Below are 21,963 nucleotides of genomic sequence, written 5' to 3' on the forward strand. Positions count from 1 at the left end.
GACTCCGGGGCCAACACGTTGAGTCCGCGGTGTGAGCCCTTATGACGCGGGATCCGAGCTCATAAGGGCCCAAGCCGCGGAGGCAACGCAGCGGAGGCAACGCAGAAGGACCGACTCAGATCGCGCGGGAGTAGTCCTCCTTGAGCGTCTTGAGGTGGAACCAGGTCTCCATCCCGGTCACCCCGGGCAGGCCTTTGAGGTCGTCGAGCCGGGCGAAGACGTCCCCGGGCACAGAGGAGGCCAGAGTGGCGATCAGGTCGAAGGGCCCGATGCTCATCGCCGCGAACTCCGTCTCCGGATAGCCCATGAGCCTCCGGGCCACGGACTCGTCCTCCCCACCCAGGTGCAGCCCCACCCCCACTTTGACGCGGCGGGCATGGGCGGAGTGGGTCACCACCGCACTGATCCGCAGGATCCGGTCGTCGAGCATGCGCCGCACCCGGCTGCGCACCGCCGTCGGCGAGAGCCGCACCTGCCGGGCCAGGTCCCGGTAGCTGATGCGTCCGTCGTGGCGCAGCAGCTCCACCAGCTCGCTGTCGATCTCGTCCACCCGGCCGCCGCCGTCGTAGTCCGAGACGAAGGATCCGCGCAGCACCTCGGTGTAGATGGCTGTGCGGATGCGCGCCACCTCGGGGAAGCTGCGCACCTGGGCCAGCACCTCGAACAGGGCCTCGTGGTCCGCCGCCCGGACCTCCACCACGAGGTCCTGGGAGCCGGAGATCGCCGAGACCAGGGGGATGTCATCGCGGCCGCTGAGCTCCTCGACCACCCCGCTGAGCTCACCACGCCCGGTGATGGACACGTGGGCCAGGCAGCTCTCCCCCAGGAACGCCGGCGCCGCGGCCGCCACGATGCGCACTGCACCGGATTCGATGAGCTCCCGCACACGCGCGGACACCACGGAACGCGGGACCCCCAGCTGTTCCGCCAACGCGCTGAAGCTGGCTCTGCCGTCCTCCTGCAGCGCGGCGATGAGCTCGTCGTCGATCGACGTCGCCATCGGCTTCCTCCTTCCATCGGCGGCCCCCAGAGGCCGACCCACCGATTTCCCCACATGCGACACCATCTCGGGCAGATCATCACCATGGAGAGCACATGGAACACCTTCTGCGTCACATTCTGGCGGATCAACCGTCAGAAGTGAATCATCAGCACCCTCGTCCTGAACTTTTCCCTATTGCCATGTGACGCGCCTCTCAGTACATTCGGAAGCAGATCCCCGCCGTGCGCACCGGTGCACCCTGCCCGCCGACGCCACCGGCGACACGCCCACCCCCGTCTCGTGAGGACCGCCCATGACGCTCTCGACCCCGCTTCCCGATGAGTCCCCCGCCGCCGAGCGGCCCGCCGACACCCCGCCCCTGACCATGCTCAGCCCGGACTTCCCCTTCAGCTACGACCACTATCTGGCGAGCCCGACCGGACTGGGTCAGGTCCCCGAACAGGCGCACGGCACCGAGGTCGCCGTCGTCGGCGGCGGACTGGCCGGCATCGTGGCCGCCTATGAGCTGATGAAGATGGGCCTGAAGCCCGTGGTCTACGAGGCGGCCGGAATCGGCGGGCGCCTGAAGTCCCAGGCCTTCGACGGCGCCCCCGACGTCGTCGTCGACCTCGGCGGGATGCGCTTCCCCACCACGGGCCGCGCCTTCTACCACTACGTGGACAAGCTGGGCCTGGAGACCCGTGCGTTCCCCAACCCGCTCTCGCCCGTCACCCCGTCGACCGTGATCGACCTCGCCCACGAGCCCGAGCCCACCTACGCGGAGACCGAGGACCAGCTCCCCCCGCTCTACCGGGAGGTCGCCGAGGCATGGAAGCAGGCGCTGCGTGACGAGGCCGAGCTCGACGCCGTGCAGGACGCCATCCGTCACCGCGACGCGCAGACCCTCAAGCGGCTCTGGAACGAGCTGGTGGCCCGCTTCGACGACGAGTCCTTCTACGGCTTCGTCGCCGGCTCCGAGGCCTTCAAGGCGCTGAGCTGGAAGCACATCGAGACCTTCGGCCAGGTCGGCTTCGGCTCCGGCGGCTGGGACACCGACTTCCCCAACTCCGTGCTGGAGGTGCTGCGCGTCGTCTTCACCGACGCCGACGACGACCACCGCGGCATCGTCGGCGGCGCCCAGCGTCTGCCCGAGTCGCTGTGGCGCCACGCTCCGGAGGACATCGTCCACTGGCCGGCCGGCACCTCGCTGGAGTCGCTGCACGGCGGCGCACCCCGAGGTGCGGTCACCGGCATCCACCGCGGCCAGGACGGCTCGCTGCCCGACGGCGGCGTCACCATCACCGAGAAGTGGGGCCGCACCACCACGTACCCGGCCGCCGTCGTGACCTGCCAGTCCTGGCTGCTCTCAGCCCGCATCGACACCGACGAAGACCTCTTCACCCCGGAGATGTGGAACGCCATCGAGAAGAGCCACTACATGCTCTCCTCGAAGACATTCGTCATGGTGGACCGCCCGTTCTGGCGGGACATCGACCCGGAGACCGGCCGCCCGGTGATGTCCATGACGCTGACCGACCGGCTCCCGCGGGCCACCTACCTGCTGGACGAGGGCCCGGACAAGCCGGCGGCGATCCTGCTCTCCTACACCTGGAACGACGACGCCCTGAAGTGGCTGCCGCTGGACGCCGACGAACGCACCCGGCTCATGCTGCATTCGCTGCACAAGATCTACCCCACCCTGGACATCGGCTCCCACATCATCGGCCAGCCGATCACCGTCTCCTGGGAGGCCGACCCCAACTTCATGGGCGCCTTCAAGAACAACCTGCCGGGCCACTACCGGTACCAGGAGAAGCTGTTCAACCACTTCGTGCAGAAGGACCTGCCGCAGCACCAGCGCGGCATCTTCCTGGCCGGCGACGACATCTCCTTCACCGCCGGCTGGGCCGACGGCGCCGTCACCACCGCGCTCAACGCCGTCTGGGGCGTCATGGACCACCTGGGCGGCTCCACCGCCACGGACAACCCCGGCCCCGGCGACGTCTGGGACGAGCTCAAGCCCATCGCCCTGGACTGAGGCACCCCCGCTTCCTGCCCTTCCTGCCCTTCCCGCCCTTCCCCTCCCTTCCCCGCCCCGAAAGGACATCATGACCAGCCAGTCCTCCCCCGAGAACACCCCCACGACGCCGGTCGGCCCCCGCGACAGCTCCAAGACCCCGCGCTACGCCGGTCGGGCCACCTACGCCCTGCTCCCGGAGCTGCACGAGGTCGGCCGCGCCGACATCGCCGTGGCCGGGGTCCCCTTCGACACCGGAGTGAGCTACCGCCCCGGGGCGCGCTTCGGTCCCTCCCACGTCCGGGAGGCCTCGCGCCTGCTGCGCCCCTACAACCCGGCCCAGGACATCTCCCCGTTCGCCGTGCAGCAGGTCGCCGACGCCGGTGACCTGGTGGCCAACCCGTTCAACCTGGACGAGGCCATCCAGCAGGTGGCCGACGGCGCCCGCGACCTGCTCACCCAGGCCGAGAAGCTGGTGGTCATCGGCGGCGACCACACCATCGCCTACCCGCTGCTGCGCACCATGGCGGAGAAGCACGGCCCGGTGGCGGTGCTGCACGCCGACGCCCACCTGGACACCTGGGACACCTACTTCGGCGCCCCCATCACTCACGGCACCCCGTTCCGCCGCGCCTCCGAGGACGGGTTCATCGACCTGACCGCCAGCGCTCACCTGGGCATCCGCGGTCCGCTCTACGGCAAGGGCGACCTCGACGACGACGCCCGCCTGGGCTTCCAGATCACCACCAGCGAGTTCATCGAGGAGCACGGCGTCCCGGCGGCGATCGAGCGGCTGCGCGCCCGCCTCGGCGACCGCCCGGTGTACATCTCGGTGGACATCGACGTCCTGGACCCGGCCCACGCCCCGGGCACCGGCACCCCGGAGGCCGGTGGCCTGACCTCACGGGAGCTGCTGCGCATCATCCGCGGACTCTCGGACCTGAACCTGGTGGGTGCCGACGTCGTCGAGGTCGCCCCGGCCTACGACCACGCCCAGCTGACGGCCGTGGCGGCCAGCCACGTGGTCTACGAGCTGATCTCCGCGATGGGCCAGTCCAAGAACGCCCAGGTCGAGAACACCGAGGTCGAGAACACCCAGGAAGCCTGAGCCCATGAACCTCTACCGCCGCCTCGACCAGCACCTCGAGACCCACTCCGAGACGGGGCAGCCGGTCGTCGGTGAGCTCACCGGCCGCCGGATCTTCATGATCTGGCTGGCCGCGAACCTGGTGGTCACCACCATGCTCACCGGGACCCTGTTCGTCCCTGGGATCGGCTACGGGGCTGCGGCCACCGCGATCCTGATCGGGACGTTGGTCGGGGCGGCGGTGCTCACCGCAGTGGGCGCGATCGGCACCCGCACGGGCTTGGCCACCATGGCGCTGACCCGCGGGCCCTTCGGACTGCGCGGCTCCATGCTGCCGGTGGCCGCCAATGTGACGGTCCTGATGGGGTGGAGCTGGGTGCAGGCCATGCTGGCAGGCATCACCGTGGACCACCTGATCGCCGGGTTCACCGGTTGGGCCAACCCCGTGCTGTGGTCGGTGGTCTGCGAGATCATCGTGGTCTCCCTGGCGATCTTCGGCCACTCCGGGATCGCCAAGGTCGAGCCTTGGCTGGCGGTCTTCATCCTGGCGGTGATGGGCTACGTGTTCTACCTGGCTCTCTCCGCGTTCTCCGTCACGGACTTCCAGGCCCTTCCTGAGGACCCCGAGGCCGGAATGACCTCGATCATCGCCCTGGACATCGTGATCGCCACCGCGATCTCCTGGACGGTGCTCTCCGCGGACTTCAACCGCTTCGCCCGCACCCCGCGGGCCGGCGTCGTCGGCTCCGGGCTGGGCTACACGACCTCCACGGTGCTGGCCATGCTGCTGGGCCTGACCGGAATCTCCTACCTGATCGCCTCCGGCACCGGCCCGGAGGCCTTCGACCCGGTGGCGTTCGTGGAGGGCTTCGGCACCCCGGTGGCCGTGGTGATCTTCTTCTCCGTGATGGCCACCAACACCATGGCCGTCTACGGCATGACGACGTCGGCGGTCGGTCTGCTGCCCGGGCGCCGCTTCCGCTTCCTGCCCACCGCGCTGGTGCTGGGCGGCGTCTCCGTGCTCGGCTCCACCTGGCTGGCCCTGCTGGACCAGTTCACCGACTTCCTGGTCATGATCAGCGCCTTCTTCATCCCGGTGTTCGCGATCCTGCTGATCGACTACTACCTGCTGCGCCGCGGCCGCTACACCCGGGACATCCTCAATTCCGCCGGAGGCGCCTACTGGTACCGCCAGGGTGTGAACTGGCGGGCCTTCCTGGTGTGGTTCGCCGGAGCCGCGTCCATCTACTGCTGGACCTACGTCTGGCCCCTGGCCGTCGGCGCCTCCATCCCCGCGTTCCTGCTCAGCGCCGCCGCGTACCTGGCGCTGTCGTGGCACACTCGTTCCCCGGGACGTGCCGCCCCGGCGTCCTCCGACCCTGACTCCCCCGCCCAGCTGTCCACCACAAGGTGAGGTCACCTGCCATGACACAGACAACCACTCGACGAGCCGCCCCCTGGTTCCTCATCCCATCCCTGCTGGGGATCATGATCTTCGTGGTGCCCATCCCGGATGGGGAGGGATCCATCACCATCCCGGTGGCCTGGCTGGCCGGCGCCACCGAGGCCGGGCTGGGCGACGCCCTGGCCTGGCTGACCGTGGGCGTGATGGCGGTCTCGGTGCTCGGCACCTCCCTCTTCCGCGCCCTCCCCGAGCACCTGCGGGAGCGCCCGCTGGTGCGCGCACTGTTCTCCACCACACCCGTGTGGTTCGGGCTGCGCATCCTGGGCCTGATCTTCGGGCTGCTGACCGTGCTGCAGGTCGGGCCGGAGTGGCTGTGGCACGAGGACACCGGCGGCCTGATCTTCGGGCTGGCCGCCTTCATGGTGACCGTGTTCTTCTTCGCCGGCTTCCTGCTGCCGCTGCTGCTGAACTTCGGGCTGCTGGAATTCGCCGGGGTGATGCTGACCAAGGTGATGCGTCCGCTGTTCACCGTGCCGGGGCGCTCCTCCATCGACAGCCTCGCCTCCTGGCTGGGCGACGCCACCATCGGTGTGCTGATGACCAACCAGCAGTACGTGCAGGGCTACTACACCAAGCGTGAGGCCGCCGTGCTGGGCACCACGTTCAACGTGGTCTCCCTGACCTTCACCATCGTCATCATGGGTTACCTGAGCCTGCAGCACATGTTCGCCCCCTTCTACGCGACCATCGTGGTGGCCGGCCTGGCCGCCGCGGTCATCATGCCCCGCATCCCGCCGCTCTCCCGATTCAGCGACAGTTACGCCGACTGGATCCCCCAGGGCGGCACCGAGGCCGCCGTCGCCGCTGAGCACGAGGCCGATCAGCACGGGGACACCGAGCACGGGGACACCGAGCACCAGGCCGCTGGGCATCAGGCCGACGTGGCCGCCTCGGCCGCCGAGGCCCCGGCCGGGTCCGAGGCGTCCTCCGGCTCCCGCTCTTCCACCTCCCAGCCGCCGATGATCCGGCGTGCGTGGGGCGCGGCCCTGGATCGGGCGGCGTCCTCCCGGCTGAGCGACATCTCCCGGCGCGGCGGCTCGAACGTGCTGGAGATGTGGATCGGCATCATCCCGATCATCATGGCTGTGGGCACCGTGGCGGTGCTGATCGCCGAGCACACGCCGCTGTTCTCCTGGCTGGGCGCACCGTTCGTGCCGGTCCTGGAGCTGATGGGCGTCCCGGAGGCCGCGGCGGCCTCTGAGACCCTGTTCATCGGCTTCGCGGACATGCTGCTGCCGGCCCTGATCGGTACCGGCATCGAGGCGGAGATGACCCGGTTCATCATCGGGTGTCTGTCGGTCACCCAGCTGATCTTCATGTCCGAGGTCGGTGGTCTGCTGCTCGCCTCGAAGATCCCGGTCCGCTTCCACCACCTGGCGGCGATCTTCCTGCTGCGCACCCTGATCACCCTGCCGATCATCATCGGGCTGGCGCACCTGTTCTACTGATCGTTCCGGCTGAAAAGCCTGAGCCCCGCCGACGCCCCGGCCGCCTCCCGCGGCTGGGGCGTCGGCGGCCGGATCGCCCCCAGATCCGCACCGCCTCACCGAGTACCCACCGAGTACCCACCGAGTACCCACCGCTAGAGAACCGTCTCCCTGAGAACGAGGTCCCATGAACCGTGCTCCGCGCCTGCTCGACGTCGTCACCGCCCACCGCCGCCTGCGCGGCCGGGTGCGCACCACTGCCGTGGAGGCCTCCGGTCCGCTCTCCGCAGAGTCCGGCGCCGAGGTGCTCATCAAATGGGAGAACCAGCAGGTCACCGGCTCGTTCAAGGCGCGCGGAGCGCTGAACACCGTGGACTCGCTCTCGGAGGCGGAACGCGCCCGCGGCGTCGTCACCGCCTCCTCGGGCAATCACGCCCAGGGGCTGAGCTGGGCGGCCGCGGCCCAGGGGGTGCCGGCCACGATCGTGGTGCCGGAGACCACTCCGGAGACCAAGAAGGCGGGGGCGCGGACGCTCGGGGCGGAGCTGATCGTCCACGGCTCCTCCTATGACGACGCCGAGGCGCACGCCTGGACGCTCGCCGAGGAGCGCGGTGCGGTCTACGTGCACTCCTATGACGATCCGCGCATCATCGCCGGACAGGGCACCGTGGCACTGGAGGCGCTGCTGGAGCACCCCGACCTGGAGGCGATCGTGGTGCCCGTGGGCGGCGGCGGACTCATCTCCGGGATCGCGGTGGCGGCCAAGGCCATCAGCCCCCAGATCCGGATCATCGGGGTCCAGCCCGAGGTCTCGGCGAAGTTCGGCGCCAGCTTCGCCGCCGGGCACCGCGTAGACGTCCCCTACCGATCCTCCTGGGCGGACGGTCTGCCGGGAGACATCGGAGAGCTAAACCTGCAGGTCGTGCTGGAGCATGTGGACGACTTCGTGGCGGTCTCCGAGGACAGCATCGCTGAGGCCGTCGCCTGGCTCGCCCGGCATCACCGGCAGATGATCGAGGGTTCCGGGGCGGTCGGCGTCGCCGCCTTCCAGCAGGGGCTGCTGGAGGATCTGCGCGGGAAGAAGGTCCTGACGGTCGCCACCGGCGGCAACATCGACGCCGACCGGTTCGCCGCGTTCCTGCAGCGCTGACCCCGGCGCTCCTGGGGCCCTGCCCCTGCACCCCTGGGGCCCTGCCCCTGCGCTGAGTTGGTCTGGAGTTGTGCATACTCGAGTCGATCGAGTCGAGTACCCACAACTCCAGACCAACTCAGCGGGTTGTCAGGCCGTCATCTCAGGCCCTGCCACAGGGTCAGGAAGCGTCCGCCCGCACCGTGGTGCCGACGTCGATCTGCGCCCGCTCCGCCGCGAGCTGGTCCAGGGCCTCCTGTTCGGAGACCTGGGACCGGGGAGTGATCAGACTGACGAGCACGCAGGCCGCCGTGGCCACGGCCAGGGAGGGGAACACCGGACCGCCCCAGAACTCGATCCAGGTGTCGTTGGCCTGCACGGTGAGGGACGTGGCGGAGCCCGCCACGATCGCCGCCATACCGCCCTGCCAGGTGGCACGCGACCAGAAGCGCCCCAGCACGGAGGCCACGAAGAGCCCTGCGAGGATCGTCGAGATCATCGTGGTGATGTACCCGATGACAGTGTCCGCGATCAGCGCCCCGGCCAATGCCAGCGTCAGCACGCAGACCAGGGAGATCCGTGAGTACAGGACCATCTTCTCCTTCTTCGGCATCCGCCCGGTGACCATCTGCACGACATCGCGCAGCAGGATCGTCACGGCCGTCACCGCGTCGGAGTCCCCGGAGGACATGGTCGCCGAGAGCCCCGCCACCAGCAGGAACGCACCCACAGCCAGCGGGAAGACCTCGGTGGCGAGATACGGGAACGCCATGTCCGGTGACGCCAGGTCAGGGTTGAGGCTGTAGGCGGCCATACCGACGAGCGCGGGCATCACCGCGAATGCGGCGAACAGCCCCGCCACCCAGAGGAAGCTGCGTCGCACCACCTGGGTGTTCCGCGCCGAGTAGATGCGTTGCCGGAAGGAGGGTGTGGCCAGCACTCCGACGGCGATGACGGCGGCGAAGGACACAGCCGGCAGCGGCCCCATGGCCTCCAGGCCGAGGAAGCCCATGGCCTCTTCGCCAGAGGCAGCATCCAGGCCGGAGAACCCGCCCAGCGTCACGACGGCCAGCACTGCCAGGCCGGTGAAGCCCAGGAAGAGCAGCGTCCCCTGGATGGCGTCGGTGATCACCACAGCGAGGTAGCCGCCGACGACGGTGTAGATGCCGAAGCCGAGGGCGACGATGACCTTGGACAGGGTGATGTCGATTCCCGTCAGGTAGGTCAGGTAGATGGATCCGCCCATGATGTGGGCGCCCAGCCACCCCACGCTGGCCAGCAGGAGGACCACGGCGACGAGGCCCTTCACCTTGCGGTCCGCTCCGTAGTAGAAGCTGACCTCCTCGGAGTAGGTCATGAAGCCATGCTTCCGGACACCGGCGAAGAGCAGCATCAGGAGCAGCACGCCGGTGGCCCCGCCGATGCCGTAGAGCGCCCCGGCCCACCCGTTCTCATAGCCGAAGCCGACGGCGCCCAGGCTGGAGCCGGTGCCCACCAGGGTGGCCAACGTGGTGGCCAGCAGCAGCGGCGTAGTCAGATTCCGTCCGGCCAGCAGGAAGTCCTCACCGGTCTTCGTCCTCCGGGCGATCAGGATCCCGACGACCAGCATGAGGACGACGAACCCGATGAAGACACCCAGGTAGACAGGGTGCGGCGTGATGTCCACTGGCGATCACCCCTCGGAACCTGAGAGGGGCGAGTACAGCACGGCATCCACCTCGATCTCGAACCCGGGGAGATCCGCCTGCAGCGTGGTGCGAGCCACCTGCCCCTCCCCGAAATACTGCGGGAAGAGCTCGTTCATGCCGGCGAAGTTGCCCAGATCCAACAGGTAGACACCCACGCGGACGGCCTGATCGAGGCTCGCGTCTGCGGAGGCGGCGATGGCGGCCAGATGGTCGAAGGTGACCTTGGCCTGGGTGGCGAAGTCGCCCTCCACCAGGCTGCCGTCCGGCCGGTGCGGTGTGGCTCCGGAGAGGAACACGAAATCGCCGGCACGCACGGCGTGCGCGTACGGCCCTCCGGGACGGCAGGCCTCGGGGGTCATGATCGGCTTCTTAGTCATAGCATTGTCCTTTCAGTGCTCGGGTTGGGGACTGTCTCGGGAGACATGTGAGGGACGTCAGGCGGGGAAGGCCCGGCGTCAGAATCTGGTGCGGACGGAGGCGTCCCAGCGCAGGTGGCCCGGCTCGACGGCCGTGACCAGCAGCAGGTCCCGCCATTTGTCGGCGATCGTGCAGGGATGGGACTGCCCGAATTCGATGACGTCGCCGATCTCGATCTCCTGGTCGGCGTGCTCCAGGTAACCGTGCTGGTCATTGGTGTCCACCAGCTCCGCCTGGGTGAACGGTTCGATGCGCCCGTCAGCCCGGTGGATCCGCAGCGGTCGGGGCAGGGAGATGTCATAGGCCAGGTCCCGTTTGCCGGCGTCGAGGATCGCGAGTCCCTGTTCTGGTGTGGAGAGCACCCGCGCCCAGAGCGTGGCTGCCGCACGCAGCTGCGGACCAGAGTCACGCAGCTGGTAGGGGGTCAGCCGCCCGTAATGACCATGGTCATGAAGCAGGTAGGAGCCCGGGCGGAGGACCACGCGCCCGCCGACGGCGGTCTCTGCCGCTGGCCTGAGAATCTCGGCCGCCAGGTCGAAGTAGAGCCCGCCGCCGGCGGTGAGTACGGGATGATCCACTTCCATCCGGTCCGCATAGCGCTCGAAGAGCCGGGCCATGCGCCGAAGGAACGCCCGGACCTCCTCGATCCGCTCCTGGGGCAGCACGCCTTCGAAACCTGAGAACCCGGCGAAGGCCACGGCATCGGATGCCGTGATCGCCTCCACGATCTCGCCGACCTCATCGTCCTGCCGGACTCCGGCCCGTTTCCCCGGGATGCCCAGTTCGATGCACACCTGCACCGGACGTGGAGTCCGGCCCAATGCTGCCTGCATCTGCTCGACGGCACGCACGGAGTCCACCCAGCACATGATCTCTGGCCCGTCGTCCTCCAGGACGCCACGCAGCCAGGTCAGCCCGGGCGGCGTGAGGAACTCGTTGGCGATCACCACCAGCGGAACTCCCTCCTGCACCGCCACACGGGCCTGTGGGAAGTTCGCCACCGTGATGCCCACGGCACCGGCGGTCAGCTGGGCGCGCCACAGAGCCGGGGTCATCGTCGTCTTGCCGTGAGGGGCCAGCTGGACTCCCTGCTCGGCCATCCAGGACGCCATGCGTTCGATGTTGGAGACCACCGCCTCGGTCTCCACGGTCAGCATCGGCGTCGGGAGTTCGTCCCTGATGCGGAGAGTCTGCCCGGGCTCGAGTCTCCCCAGGGAAGACTTGGAGCGCGGGCCGGGGGCCTCGTGCTCCGCCAGGACGGCGGTTCGGATCGTGTCGGTGTCGTGCTGCGTCATCATCTGTCTCCTCACGTGTGTCGGCCTACTCGTCTCCGGTGCGCCCTGACGGCAGCGACCTGCCCACAGGACCGGTGCGGTGCAGCTGTCCCGAGCCGGAACCGGCATCGCCTGGCGCCTCGGGACGCCGTGGCCAGACCGGTCGGCCTCCGAGCAGCACGGCGTCGAGCCCCTGTGTCTCCCGCCGCGGGTTCTGATAGTCGGCCCGGTCCATGTAGGTGGCAGGGTCGATGATCTGCAGGTCAGCTGGTGCCCCCGGGACGATGGAGCCGCCGGCGACTCCGAAGCGCGCACGCGGAGCCGAGGTCATCCTCCGGACGACCTCCTCGGCGGGCACCACTCCCTCAGCCCACGCATACGTGCTCAGAGCCCGGGGGAACGTGCCGAACAGCCGCGGGTGGACATACCCTTCCTCCCGGGGAAGGCCGTCGGAGCCGAGGAAGGCGTGGGGCCAGCTGAGCACCTCCCGCATCCCCTGCGGGTCCGAGTGGTGGACGATGATGGTGAGGACTCCGTCCTCCGCGAGCAGGAGATCAGCCAGCGCCTCGGCGGGATCCTCGCCTCGTTCGGCGGCGATGTCCGCCAGCGCTCGACCGTCGAACGCCTGGGCCTGCGGATCGCTGAATCCGGCGAGCAGGATCGCTTCCGGCCCCACCGAAGTGAATTGGTTCTCCAGGGGCCCGTCCCACGGGGTGCGCATCTCTTCGAGAGCCCGGGACCGGGCATCCGGATCGGTGAGGACCTCCAGCAGCGAGTCTGTTCCGCGGTCGGTGGTCCAACTGGGGAACAGCGTGGAGGCGGTGGTGCTGCCGGCGGTGTAGGGGTAGACGTCGGCGGTGACGTCGATCCCTTCTGCGCGGGCGGCCTCCAGGCGGTCGATGATCCGAGGCATCGTGCCGAAGTTGGCGGCACCGGTGACCTTGAGATGACTGATGTGCAGCGCGCATCCGGCGTCGCGACCCAGGGCCAGAAACTCCTCCAGGGAGCCTTCCAACCTGCCGCCTTCGTTCCTGATGTGCGCCACCAGCACCTTGCCCCGGCGAGCCACCACCCGGGCGAGCGCCAGCAGCTCGTCGCGCCCGGCCGCGCTCCCCGGGGAGTACATGAGTCCCAGGGAGAGACCCGCCGCTCCGGCGCTGAGCGCCTCGTCCAGGTGCGCGGCCATCTCACGGATCTGGACGGCATCGGCCGGCTTCTGCTCCATACCCATCACGCTGGCTCTCAGGGGCGCGTGCGGGACCAGGGCGATGACGTCGAGTGCGGTGGCGGAACGTTCCACCACGTCGAGGTAGTCGGTGAATCGGGGAAACACCTGCTCCGGGAACGGGCCGAGCACGGGCCTCGCGTAGTCCTCCATGCCTCCACCGGCGACGGAGGGCGCACACCCGTGGCCGCAGTTGCCCACGATGGTGGCCGTCACCCCCTGGGAAAGCTTCGGATCGAGGGCACGGGGGCGGAGGAGGGCGGCGTCGTCGTGGGAGTGGACGTCGATGAACCCGGGAAGCAGGAGGCGTCCCGTGGTGTCCCGCAGCGTCTCGCCCTCGGTGAGGGACAGGTCGGTGCCCACCTCGACCACCCGTCCGCCGGCGATCCGGACATCGGCACGACGGCGGGGACGTCCGGTGCCGTCGAGCAGGTCCCCGCCTCGGATGAGCTGTCGGTCGTGCATCATCGCCTCCCGTGCTGTCGTCGTCCATCGATGTGTCGTGGGCAACACTGTGCCGGGATCGAGACTAACGCATGGTTTACCGAGAATCTATACACTTGATGTAACTTTTACATGAGAGTGCGGGGACGGAGTCCCTGTCCACGGGGTACCGTATGGACCACACAACCCTGAATCAGCGCACAGCCGAGAGGAATCCAGTGAGCGATGTGACGGCAGATCCGCCGCGGTTCGAGAGCATCGAGGAGCTCCATGCGGTGCTGGCTCCGGTGATGAAGGCCGTCGCCGTCACCATCGGGGAGCACTGCGAGGTGGTTCTCCATGACCTGAGCCGACGCGACATGGACCAGACGATCCACGCGATCGAGAACGGCCACGTCAGCGGCAGGTCCGTCGGCGGGCCCTCGACGGACCGTGGCCTGACCCTGCTGAAGGACGAGTCAGTCGACCATGACGCCTTCGGCTACCGCGGTCGCACCGCCGACGGCCGGGAGCTGCACTGTTCCTCGGTGTACTACCGGAACCGCGCAGGTTCTGTCATCGGGGCGCTGTGCATCAATGTGGACCTCACGGCGCTGGAGAACGTCCGCTCGATCATCTCCTCCCTCCTGCCGACCCAGCAGCAGGATGAGCCGGAGGAGATCGTCGGCCCCAGCATCGACGCCGTCCTCGACGGGATGCTGGAATCAGCCATCGCCGAGATCGGCAAGCCGCCGCCGGTCATGGTGAAAGACGATCGCATCGCGGTGCTGCGCAGGCTCGAAGCGCGCGGGGCGTTCCATATCAAACGCGCCGTGGACCGCGTCTCCCAACGCCTGGGCATCTCCAAGGTCACGGCCTACAGCTACCTGGACACCATCCGCAACTCCTGAACCACCCGGCGGACTCCGTGGGGCACACCGTGCCCGCGGAAGCCCCAGACCGGAAGAAGGCACCCCATGACGATCACACCCTCACCCGTGCTGTGCGTGGGCGAGACGATGGCGCTTGTCACCCCCAGCAGCACGGACCGGCTGCGCACGGCCGGTGCGTTCGCCCTCGACGTCGGCGGGGCCGAGTCCAATGTGGCCGCACACCTCGCCCAGCTCGGACGCCGCAGCATCTGGTTCAGCCGACTCGGCGACGACGAGCTCGGCCGGCGAGTCTCGGATGTGCTCACCGCTCGCGGCGTGGACCTCGCCCCGGTGATCTTCGACCCGGAGGCTCCGACCGGCGTCTACTTCAAAGACCCCGGCCACGGCGTCCTCTACTACCGCAAGGGATCTGCCGCCTCCCGGCTTTCGGCGGCCGACGCCGATGCGCTGGATCTGGGCGACATCGGATTGGTGCACCTCTCGGGAATCACCCCTGCGCTGTCCACCTCGGCAGCGGCATTCATCGACCAGCTGGTGGTGCGTACCGCAGAAGCCGGCATCCCCGTCAGCTTCGATGTGAACTACCGCTCCCCGCTCTGGCCGCGCGAGGACGCCGCTGCGGCCCTCCTGCGCCTGTCCCGACAGGCCGACGTCGTCTTCGTCGGCCGTGACGAGGCGGAGCTGCTCTGGGGAACGAGCACGGCCGAGGCCGTGCGCGACCTCCTGGACGACGTCCCCACCCTGGTCATCAAGGACGGCGACGTCGGCGCCACGGAGTTCACCGGAGAACAGCGCGTTTTCGAACCTGCCATTCCGACCGACGTCGTCGAAGTCGTAGGAGCAGGTGACGCCTTCGCCGCCGGATACCTCGCGGCGATGCTCGACGGCGAAGCCTCTGCGGCGCGTCTCACGGCAGGTCACCGCCGTGCCGCACTGGCGCTGCAGACCACCACTGACTTCCTGGACGAAGGAGCATCCGCATGACCTCGACATCCTCACCGGTGGAGAACACCTGGTTCGATCACGCCTTCGCCTCCGCTCCGGTCATGGCCATCCTCCGCGGCATGGGAGTGGAACGCTCGGTGGAGCTCGCCACCACGGCCTGGGACCTCGGCATCGACTCCGTGGAGCTGCCCCTCCAGACCGACGAGGACCATGCGGCCCTGCGTGAGGTCTCCCGCCTGGCCTCCGAGCGGGGCACGTCCGTCGGCGCGGGCACCATCGTCCGGGAGGAGCAGATCTCCGCCGCCCAGGAAGCCGGTGCGGAGTACCTGGTCTCCCCCGGCTACGACGAATCGCTCATCCGGGCCGCCGCGCAGCAGTCCATGCCCTTCCTGCCGGGTGTCACCACTCCCACCGAGCTGCAGGCCGCCACCACGCTCGGACTGACCTGGGTGAAGGCCTTCCCCGCGGCCTGGCTGGGGACCTCGTGGTTCTCGCTGATGCGCGGCCCGTTCCCCCAGGTCAGCTTCGTGGCCACCGGCGGGCTGAACGCCCACAATGCTCAGGAGTTCCTCGACGCCGGTGTCCGCGTGGTGGCCGTGGGCTCAGCGCTCGAAGATCCGGAGCAGCTCACACTGCTGGCCGCGCAGGTGGGTCAGCAGGCCTGAGCCTCGGGAGCGCGTCACCTCCAGGCGACCACGCGGGCCGGGGCGCCGTCGCACTCCTCCAGCGGCATCGGGAAGATCCCGATGTGGTGCTCACCGGCCGGCAGCTCGCGCAGCCCGGTGAGGTTCTCCACGATCAGCCCGTCCCGCCCCAGCACGACCGCATGGACCGGGAAGCCGGCCGCGGCGTCGTCGCCTTCGGTGCCGCCGTCTGGAACGTCATCACCGGCGTCGCCGGCTCCCTGCGTCAGGTCCGGGCTCAGCGCATCCGTGCCCAGCACCCGCATCCCCCGCGCCCACAGCAGCGCAGCGGCCTCAGCACTCAGCCCCGGATGCTCCAGCGCGCGGTCCGTGCCGAAGAAGGTGTCCCAGCCGAAGCTCAGAAAGACCCGGGGCGGCACTCGCCCCGGAAGCAGCGGCTCCAGCTGCTGCCCGGTGACCAGCTGGCCGGCGTCGGCTTCGACGTGGACCACCAGGGTGGGACCCACCAGCTCCTCGAGCGAGATCTCTGAGGTCGTCCGCCCGCCGGGCACCGTGTGGGACGGCGCGTCCAGATGCGTGCCGGTGTGGGTGCCGCAGGACAACCGGGCGACGGCGACGCCGTCGTCGCCCAGCGTGAGCGCGGGATCCAACGCCACGGAGGGGTCCCCGGGGTAGACCATCATCGCGTCATGGACGGGCCGGCTCAGGTCGAGCAGCCCAGCACCCGCCGGCGACGTCGGCGTCGAACTCATCAGCCCTGTCCTCCTCGGAGTTGAGGCCCTCCCCCGCGAGGTGAGGTGGTCCGGAGTTGGGGATACTCGACTCGATCGACTCGAGTATCCACTACGTCGGACCAACTCGCGCCGGTGACATCAACTCGCGCCGGTGACATCATCTTGCGCAAGGGACTCAGCCCTCGCCGCCCGCGATCTCCGGGTCCACGATGGTCAGCAGCCGCTTGTTGACGAACTCGTCCATGCCCAGCGGCCCCAGCTCCCGGCCGAAGCCGGAGCGCTTGACCCCGCCGAACGGCATGTCCGCGGCCTCGGAGCCGGCCACATTGACGTTCGACATGCCCACCTCGAGCTGCTGGGCCACGCGCAGCGCCTGCGCGTGGTCCTGGGAGAACACCGCGCCGCCGAGACCGTAGGGTGAATCGTTGGCCAGGCGCACCGCCTCCTGCTCGTCGCGCACCCGGTAGACCGTGAGCACCGGACCGAAGAGCTCCTCATGGAAGGCGTCCATCTGCTCGGTCACGTCGGTGAGCACGGTGGGCTGCAGCCAGGCTCCGGGCTGGTCCGGCCGCTCGCCGCCGGCGCGGATCACCGCGCCCTGCTCGGCGGCGCGGCGCAGCTGGCCGTGCAGCCCGACGGCGGCCTCCTCCGAGGACAGCGGATAGTAGCGTCCCGGCTGCGGCTCCACCGGGTCCCCCGGCTCCAGCCCGGCGACGGTCTCCACCAGGGTGTCCACGAACTCGTCGTAGATGTCGTCGGCGACGATCAGCCGCTTATTGGAGGTGCAGGCCTGCCCCATGGTGTCCAGGCGCGTCTCCACCGCCTCACGGGCCGCGGCGGCGACGTCGTCGGCGGAGAGGTAGATGTGCGGATCCGAGCCGCCCAGCTCCAGCACGACCTTCTTCAGGTGCCGTCCGGCGATGGCGGCCACCGCGGAGCCGGCACGCTCCGAGCCGGTCAGGGACACCCCCTGGACCCGAGGATCGCCGATGATGCGCTCCACCTGCTCGTGGGTGACGAACAGGTTCTGATACACCCCGGCGGGCAGGCCGGCGTCGTCGAAGAGCCGCTGCAGCGCCAGGGCGGCCCTCGGGCAGGACTCGGCGTGCTTGAGCAGGATCGTGTTGCCCAGCAGCAGGTTCGGGGCGGCGAAGCGGGCGATCTGGTAGTAGGGGAAGTTCCAGGGCATGATGCCCAGCAGCAGACCCAGCGGCCGCTTCTGGATCACCGAGCGGCGCCCGGCCTCCTCCTTGATGACCTCGTCCGCGCCCAGGTGCGGGCCGTTGACGGCGTAGTACCGGAAGATGTCGATGCACTCCTGGATCTCACCGTCGGCCTGGTCCAGCGCCTTGCCCATCTCGGTGGAGGCGATGACCGCCAGCTCGGTGCGCCGCTCCTCGAAGAGGTCGGCGATCCGATGGGCGAACACGGCACGGTCCTCGATGTCGAGACCGCTCCACGGTCCGTAGGCCAGGTGCCCGGCCGCCAGCGCCTCCTCGAGGTGGTCGTCGTCGACGACGTCGAAGGTCTCCAGCACCGCATTGGTGCGCGGGTCGCGGGTCCGGTAGGCGGGGCCACGCCCGGTCCCGCTCGCAGCCTTCGCATCGGTGCTCGTCTCGGCGTGTGTCTCAGTCATCGTCTCGGCTCCTCGGTGACGGCCGTTCGGTGACGGCTCTTCGGTGACGGCTCATCCAGCTGGACAGTGATCGTCCCGCCGTCCGTGCCGCCGTGGTCGACGGCAGAACAGACGGCGGGACGGACGGCGGCGGCCAGACCCATGACCGGACCGCGGGTCGGGCCGTGGATCAGACGGCGGACCAGTCGACGCTGAGGTACTGCACCTCGGTGAACTCCTCGATCCCGAAGCTGCCGCCCTCACGGCCGATGCCGGCCTGCTTGACTCCGCCGAAGGGTGCGCTCGGGTCGGAGACGATGCCGCGGTTGACGCCGACCATCCCGGCCTCCAGCTTCTCACCGATCTGCATCGCGTGCTGAAGGTTCCCGGCGTAGACGTAGGAGGACAGGCCCACCTCGGCGTCGTTGGCGCGGCGGAGCATGTCCTCCTCATCGGTGTAGACCACCACGGGCGCCACCGGACCGAAGATCTCCTGGCCCAGGATGTCGGCGTCGGCCGGCACGTCGGCCAGCAGGGTCGGAGCCACGAACGCCTCGTGGTCCAGGCCCTCGCCCTCGGGCAGCGCGGCCTGGTGCGCGATCCGCGCACCCTGCGTCACCGCACCGTCGATCAGCTCGCGGATCTCCGCGGCCGCCCGGGCGTGGATGACCGGGCCGATGGCCGCCCCGGCGGCGGGGTCGCCCAGCTTGAGCTGCTCGATGCGCCGACCGAAGGCCGCTACGAACTCCTCGGCGACGTCAGCGTGCACGTAGAACCGGTTGGCCGCAGTGCAGGCCTGGCCGGAGTTGCGGAACTTCGCCACCATCGCGCCCTCGACGGCGGCCTCGACGTCGGCGTCGGCGGTCACGATGAACGGCGCGTTGCCGCCCAGCTCCATGGAGGTGTTGACCACCCGCTCGGCGCACTGGGCCAGCAGCCGGCGTCCCACACCGGTGGAGCCGGTGAAGGACAGCTTGCGGACCCGGTCGTCCGCCAGCCAGGCGGAGACCACCTTCGAGGCGCTGGAGGAGGCAGCCACCTGGACTGCGCCCTCGGGAACACCGGCCTGCTGCAGGATCTCGGCGATGGCCAGGGCGGTCAGCGGGGTCTCGCTGGCGGGCTTGAGCAGCACGGTGCAGCCGGCGGCCAGCGCCGGGGCGATCTTCCGGGTGGCCATGGCGGCCGGGAAGTTCCACGGGGTGATGAGCACCGCCACGCCCACCGGGTGGCGGGTCACCACGTTGCGCACGCCGCCGGCGGGGGCGACGCCGTACTCGCCGGGGGCCCGGACGGCCTCTTCGGCGTACCAGCGGAAGAACTCGGCGGCGTAGGCCACCTCCGCGGCGGCGTCGGCCTGAGACTTGCCGTTCTCGGCCACGATGATGTCGCGCAGCCGCTCGGCGTCGTCGAGCATGCCGCGATGGGCGGCCATCAGGATCTCCGCACGCTTGCGCGGGGCGACGGTGCGCCACTGCTCGAAGGCGGCCTGAGCGGCGTCGACCTGGGCGGCGGCCTCCTCGGCGGTGTGGTCATGGACGGTGTCGATCACCGCGGCGGTGGCGGGATTGCGGACCTCGAACTCGGTCATGGTGTCCTCCAGGGGTGGTGTGAAGCGGGTCGGGCCGACGGTCAGCTCAGGCGGCGGCCAGCGCGTCGAGGATGATGTCCAGGCCCTCGGTGAGCAGGTCCTCGCCGATGGTCAGCGGGGGCAGCAGGCGGATGACGTTGCCGTAGGTGCCGCAGGTCAGGGTGATGACGCCGGCCGCGCGGGCGGCGGCCGCCACGGCGCCGGTCAGGGCGGCGTCGGGGGCTCCGGTCTCCGGGTCCACCAGCTCGACGGCGAGCATCGCCCCGCGGCCGCGGACCTCGCCGATGCGCGGGTCCTGCTGCTGGGCCTCACGCAGTCGGCCTGCGGCGATCTCCTCGATGCGCCGGGCCTTAGCCGTCAGGTCTTCGGCCTCGATGGTCTCGATGGCGCCCAGGGCGGCCGCGCAGGCCACCGGGTTGCCGCCGTAGGTGCCGCCCAGCCCGCCGGGGTGTGCGGCGTCCATGATCTCGGCGCGGCCGGTGACCGCGGACAACGGCAGGCCGCCGGCGATGCCCTTGGCGGTGGTGATGATGTCCGGGGAGATGCCCTCGTCCTCACAGGCGAACCACTGGCCGGTGCGGGCGAAGCCGGTCTGGATCTCATCAGCGATGAACACGATGCCGTTCGCGCGGCACCAGTCCACGATCGCCGGCAGGAAGCCCGGGGCCGGAGCGATGAAACCGCCTTCGCCCTGGATGGGCTCGATGATGACAGCGGCGAGGTTCTCCGCGCCCACCTGCTTCTCCAGCTGGTCGATGGCCCGCTCGGCGGCGGCCGCGCCGTCGAGCCCGTCGCGCAGCGGGTAGGAGCCGGCCGCCCGGTAGACCTCCGGGGCGAAGGGCCCGAAGCTGTGCTTATAGGGCATGTTCTTGGCCGTGAGGGCCATGGTCAGGGTGGTGCGGCCGTGGTAGGCGTGGTCGAAGGCGGCCACAGCCTGGCGGCCGGTGTAGGCGCGGGCGACCTTGACCGCGTTCTCCACGGCCTCGGCACCTGAGTTGAAGAGGGCCGTGCGGACCTCGCCGTCGACGGGGGTCAGCTCGGCGAGCTTCTCGGCCACGCGCACGTACCCTTCGTAGGGGGTGACCATGAAGCAGGTGTGGGTGAACTGGGCGACCTGCTCCTGGACGCCGGCGACCACGCGCTCGGCGGAGGCGCCGACGTTGGTCACCGCGATGCCGGAGCCGAGGTCGATCAGCCGGTTGCCGTCCACATCCTCGATGATGCCGCCGTCGGCGCGCACGGCGAAGGTGGGCATCACGGAGGCCACGCCCGCCGGCACGGCGGCGCGCTGACGCTCCAGCAGCTCGCTGGCCCGGGGGCCGGGGATCTCTGTGGCCAGGTGGCGGGACTGGGGCAGTGCGGTCATGGGTCCTCCTTGAGGGACGGGCCGGCTCCGATGTCGGCGCGGCCGGGGGCGATGGTTCTCCTGAAGTGATCGTCCCCCATCCAGCTCATGCCGTCTAATGCCTGCCATTGATGCAGGGTATGCTTTTCAGGCATGGACTCCCGTCTGCTCCGCTATTTCGTGGCCGTCGCCGAAGAGGGTGGCGTCTCCGCGGCCGCCGACGCCCTGCACATCACCCAGCCCGCCCTTTCCCGGCAGATCCGCGGTCTGGAGGCTGACCTGGGACTCACCCTCTTCGACCGCGGCGAAGGACGCCTGCGGCTGACCCCCGAAGGCCGTGAGTTCCTCGAGACTGCCCGCACGGTGCTGCAGGCCCACGCCCATGCCCGGGACTTCGCGGACCGGCTGGCCTCCGGGGAGCTGCGCAAGGTCTCTCTGGCCTCTCCGCGGACCACGCTCATCGACGTCGTCGCGCCCTTCGTGGCGACCTTCACCCACCAGGACCCTGTGCCCTCAGTGGTGGAGATCGGCGGCGACGAGCGCCCCCACCGCCTGGTGGCCGACCATGATCTGGTCATCGCCCCCCAGTCCCCCGGCGACGACGTCGCCTCCCGGCTCATCGCCCAGCTGCCGGTGTGGGCCTACGTGCCGACCGACCACCCCTGGGCGGACCGCGAGGAGATCCCGCTGGAGGAGCTGGTGGAGGAGCAGCTGGTGGTCACCGCCGCCGACTTCAAGGCCCGCCGCCTGCTCGACGCCGCCCTGGACCTGGCCGACCTCACCCCACGCAGCCTGCTGGAGGTCCGTCACGGCCGCGTCGCCCAGGCGCTGGCCGCGGCCGGACGCGGCGCCGCCGTCGTCACCGACGACCCCCATTTCTCCCTGGTACCGCTGCGCATACTCACCGACGGCGGAGAGGGCCGCCGCCCGTTGCACATCCGGCTGCACGCCTCGTGGCGGCGGGGCCATCATGCGGCCGAGGCGCTGGAAGGGCTGGTTGCCCGGCTCCGGGACTTCAGCGCCCGGCGCTACGGGCCGACGGTGGACTGATACCCCGGCCACCGA

General features: G+C 69.8%; 18 protein-coding genes. 9 read left to right on the plus strand and 9 right to left on the minus strand.

The window, feature by feature from the left end; all coding sequences use genetic code 11:
• Window positions 1–115 precede the first annotated feature (115 nt).
• Window positions 116–1,000 carry an Lrp/AsnC family transcriptional regulator gene (locus Q7C18_RS10245; RefSeq protein ID WP_311025315.1) on the minus strand — a complete coding sequence of 295 codons (885 nt, stop codon included), beginning with the start codon at window positions 998–1,000 and terminating at the stop codon, window positions 116–118.
• A gap of 295 nt (window positions 1,001–1,295) precedes the next feature.
• Here Q7C18_RS10245 and Q7C18_RS10250 point away from each other — a divergent pair, with 295 nt between their 5' ends.
• From Q7C18_RS10250 to Q7C18_RS10270, 5 genes are all read left to right on the plus strand, one after another.
• Window positions 1,296–3,020 carry an NAD(P)/FAD-dependent oxidoreductase gene (locus Q7C18_RS10250; protein ID WP_311025316.1) on the plus strand — a complete coding sequence of 575 codons (1,725 nt, stop codon included), beginning with the start codon at window positions 1,296–1,298 and terminating at the stop codon, window positions 3,018–3,020.
• Between the two features lie 70 nt (window positions 3,021–3,090).
• On the plus strand, window positions 3,091–4,107 hold the full coding sequence (speB, locus tag Q7C18_RS10255) for an agmatinase (RefSeq protein ID WP_311025317.1): 1,017 nt from the start codon (window positions 3,091–3,093) through the stop codon (window positions 4,105–4,107).
• Window positions 4,108–4,111: 4 nt separating this feature from the next.
• Window positions 4,112–5,500 (plus strand): cytosine permease, encoded by a 1,389-nt coding sequence (locus Q7C18_RS10260; RefSeq protein WP_311025318.1) that lies wholly within the window; start codon window positions 4,112–4,114, stop codon window positions 5,498–5,500.
• An 11-nt stretch (window positions 5,501–5,511) separates the two neighbouring features.
• Complete coding sequence (locus Q7C18_RS10265; RefSeq protein WP_311025319.1) at window positions 5,512–6,999, plus strand: YjiH family protein; 1,488 nt, start codon at window positions 5,512–5,514, stop codon at window positions 6,997–6,999.
• Between the two features lie 166 nt (window positions 7,000–7,165).
• Entirely contained in the window at window positions 7,166–8,128 is a 963-nt protein-coding gene (locus Q7C18_RS10270; protein WP_311025320.1) for a threonine/serine dehydratase, read from the plus strand.
• Between the two features lie 160 nt (window positions 8,129–8,288).
• Here Q7C18_RS10270 and Q7C18_RS10275 read toward each other — a convergent pair whose 3' ends face one another.
• The 4 genes from Q7C18_RS10275 to Q7C18_RS10290 form a co-directional block, all read right to left on the minus strand.
• A complete protein-coding gene (locus Q7C18_RS10275; RefSeq protein ID WP_070161472.1) occupies window positions 8,289–9,773 on the minus strand; it encodes a sodium:solute symporter family protein in 1,485 nt (494 codons plus the stop codon).
• Window positions 9,774–9,779: 6 nt separating this feature from the next.
• Window positions 9,780–10,172 carry a RidA family protein gene (locus Q7C18_RS10280; protein ID WP_070161474.1) on the minus strand — a complete coding sequence of 131 codons (393 nt, stop codon included), beginning with the start codon at window positions 10,170–10,172 and terminating at the stop codon, window positions 9,780–9,782.
• Between the two features lie 78 nt (window positions 10,173–10,250).
• Complete coding sequence (locus tag Q7C18_RS10285; RefSeq protein ID WP_311025321.1) at window positions 10,251–11,510, minus strand: alanine racemase; 1,260 nt, start codon at window positions 11,508–11,510, stop codon at window positions 10,251–10,253.
• Between the two features lie 22 nt (window positions 11,511–11,532).
• Window positions 11,533–13,179 (minus strand): amidohydrolase family protein, encoded by a 1,647-nt coding sequence (locus Q7C18_RS10290; protein WP_311025322.1) that lies wholly within the window; start codon window positions 13,177–13,179, stop codon window positions 11,533–11,535.
• Window positions 13,180–13,382: 203 nt separating this feature from the next.
• On the opposite strand from Q7C18_RS10290, the gene Q7C18_RS10295 reads away from it, so the two are divergent.
• From Q7C18_RS10295 to Q7C18_RS10305, 3 genes are all read left to right on the plus strand, one after another.
• Entirely contained in the window at window positions 13,383–14,045 is a 663-nt protein-coding gene (locus tag Q7C18_RS10295) for a transcriptional regulator (protein WP_170922647.1), read from the plus strand.
• Between the two features lie 66 nt (window positions 14,046–14,111).
• Window positions 14,112–15,011 (plus strand): sugar kinase, encoded by a 900-nt coding sequence (locus Q7C18_RS10300; protein ID WP_311025323.1) that lies wholly within the window; start codon window positions 14,112–14,114, stop codon window positions 15,009–15,011.
• Window positions 15,008–15,637 carry a bifunctional 4-hydroxy-2-oxoglutarate aldolase/2-dehydro-3-deoxy-phosphogluconate aldolase gene (locus Q7C18_RS10305; protein ID WP_311025324.1) on the plus strand — a complete coding sequence of 210 codons (630 nt, stop codon included), beginning with the start codon at window positions 15,008–15,010 and terminating at the stop codon, window positions 15,635–15,637. The genes Q7C18_RS10300 and Q7C18_RS10305 overlap by 4 nt, the downstream gene beginning before the upstream one ends.
• Window positions 15,638–15,651: 14 nt before the next feature.
• On the opposite strand, the gene Q7C18_RS10310 is transcribed toward Q7C18_RS10305, so the two are convergent.
• From Q7C18_RS10310 to gabT, 4 genes are all read right to left on the minus strand, one after another.
• Window positions 15,652–16,368 carry a cyclase family protein gene (locus tag Q7C18_RS10310; protein WP_311025325.1) on the minus strand — a complete coding sequence of 239 codons (717 nt, stop codon included), beginning with the start codon at window positions 16,366–16,368 and terminating at the stop codon, window positions 15,652–15,654.
• A gap of 157 nt (window positions 16,369–16,525) precedes the next feature.
• Window positions 16,526–17,986 (minus strand): NAD-dependent succinate-semialdehyde dehydrogenase, encoded by a 1,461-nt coding sequence (locus Q7C18_RS10315; protein ID WP_311025326.1) that lies wholly within the window; start codon window positions 17,984–17,986, stop codon window positions 16,526–16,528.
• 169 nt (window positions 17,987–18,155) lie between these two features.
• Window positions 18,156–19,553 (minus strand): NAD-dependent succinate-semialdehyde dehydrogenase, encoded by a 1,398-nt coding sequence (locus Q7C18_RS10320; protein ID WP_311025327.1) that lies wholly within the window; start codon window positions 19,551–19,553, stop codon window positions 18,156–18,158.
• Between the two features lie 46 nt (window positions 19,554–19,599).
• Window positions 19,600–20,919, minus strand: a complete 1,320-nt coding sequence (gene gabT, locus Q7C18_RS10325) for a 4-aminobutyrate--2-oxoglutarate transaminase (RefSeq protein ID WP_311025328.1) — start codon at window positions 20,917–20,919, stop codon at window positions 19,600–19,602.
• 132 nt (window positions 20,920–21,051) lie between these two features.
• Between gabT and Q7C18_RS10330 the strand changes: the two genes are divergently transcribed.
• On the plus strand, window positions 21,052–21,948 hold the full coding sequence (locus Q7C18_RS10330; protein ID WP_311025329.1) for a LysR family transcriptional regulator: 897 nt from the start codon (window positions 21,052–21,054) through the stop codon (window positions 21,946–21,948).
• Window positions 21,949–21,963 lie beyond the last annotated feature (15 nt).

Origin of the sequence: Nesterenkonia sp. CL21 (assembly GCF_031705515.1) — a bacterium.
Lineage (GTDB): Bacteria > Actinomycetota > Actinomycetes > Actinomycetales > Micrococcaceae > Nesterenkonia > Nesterenkonia aethiopica.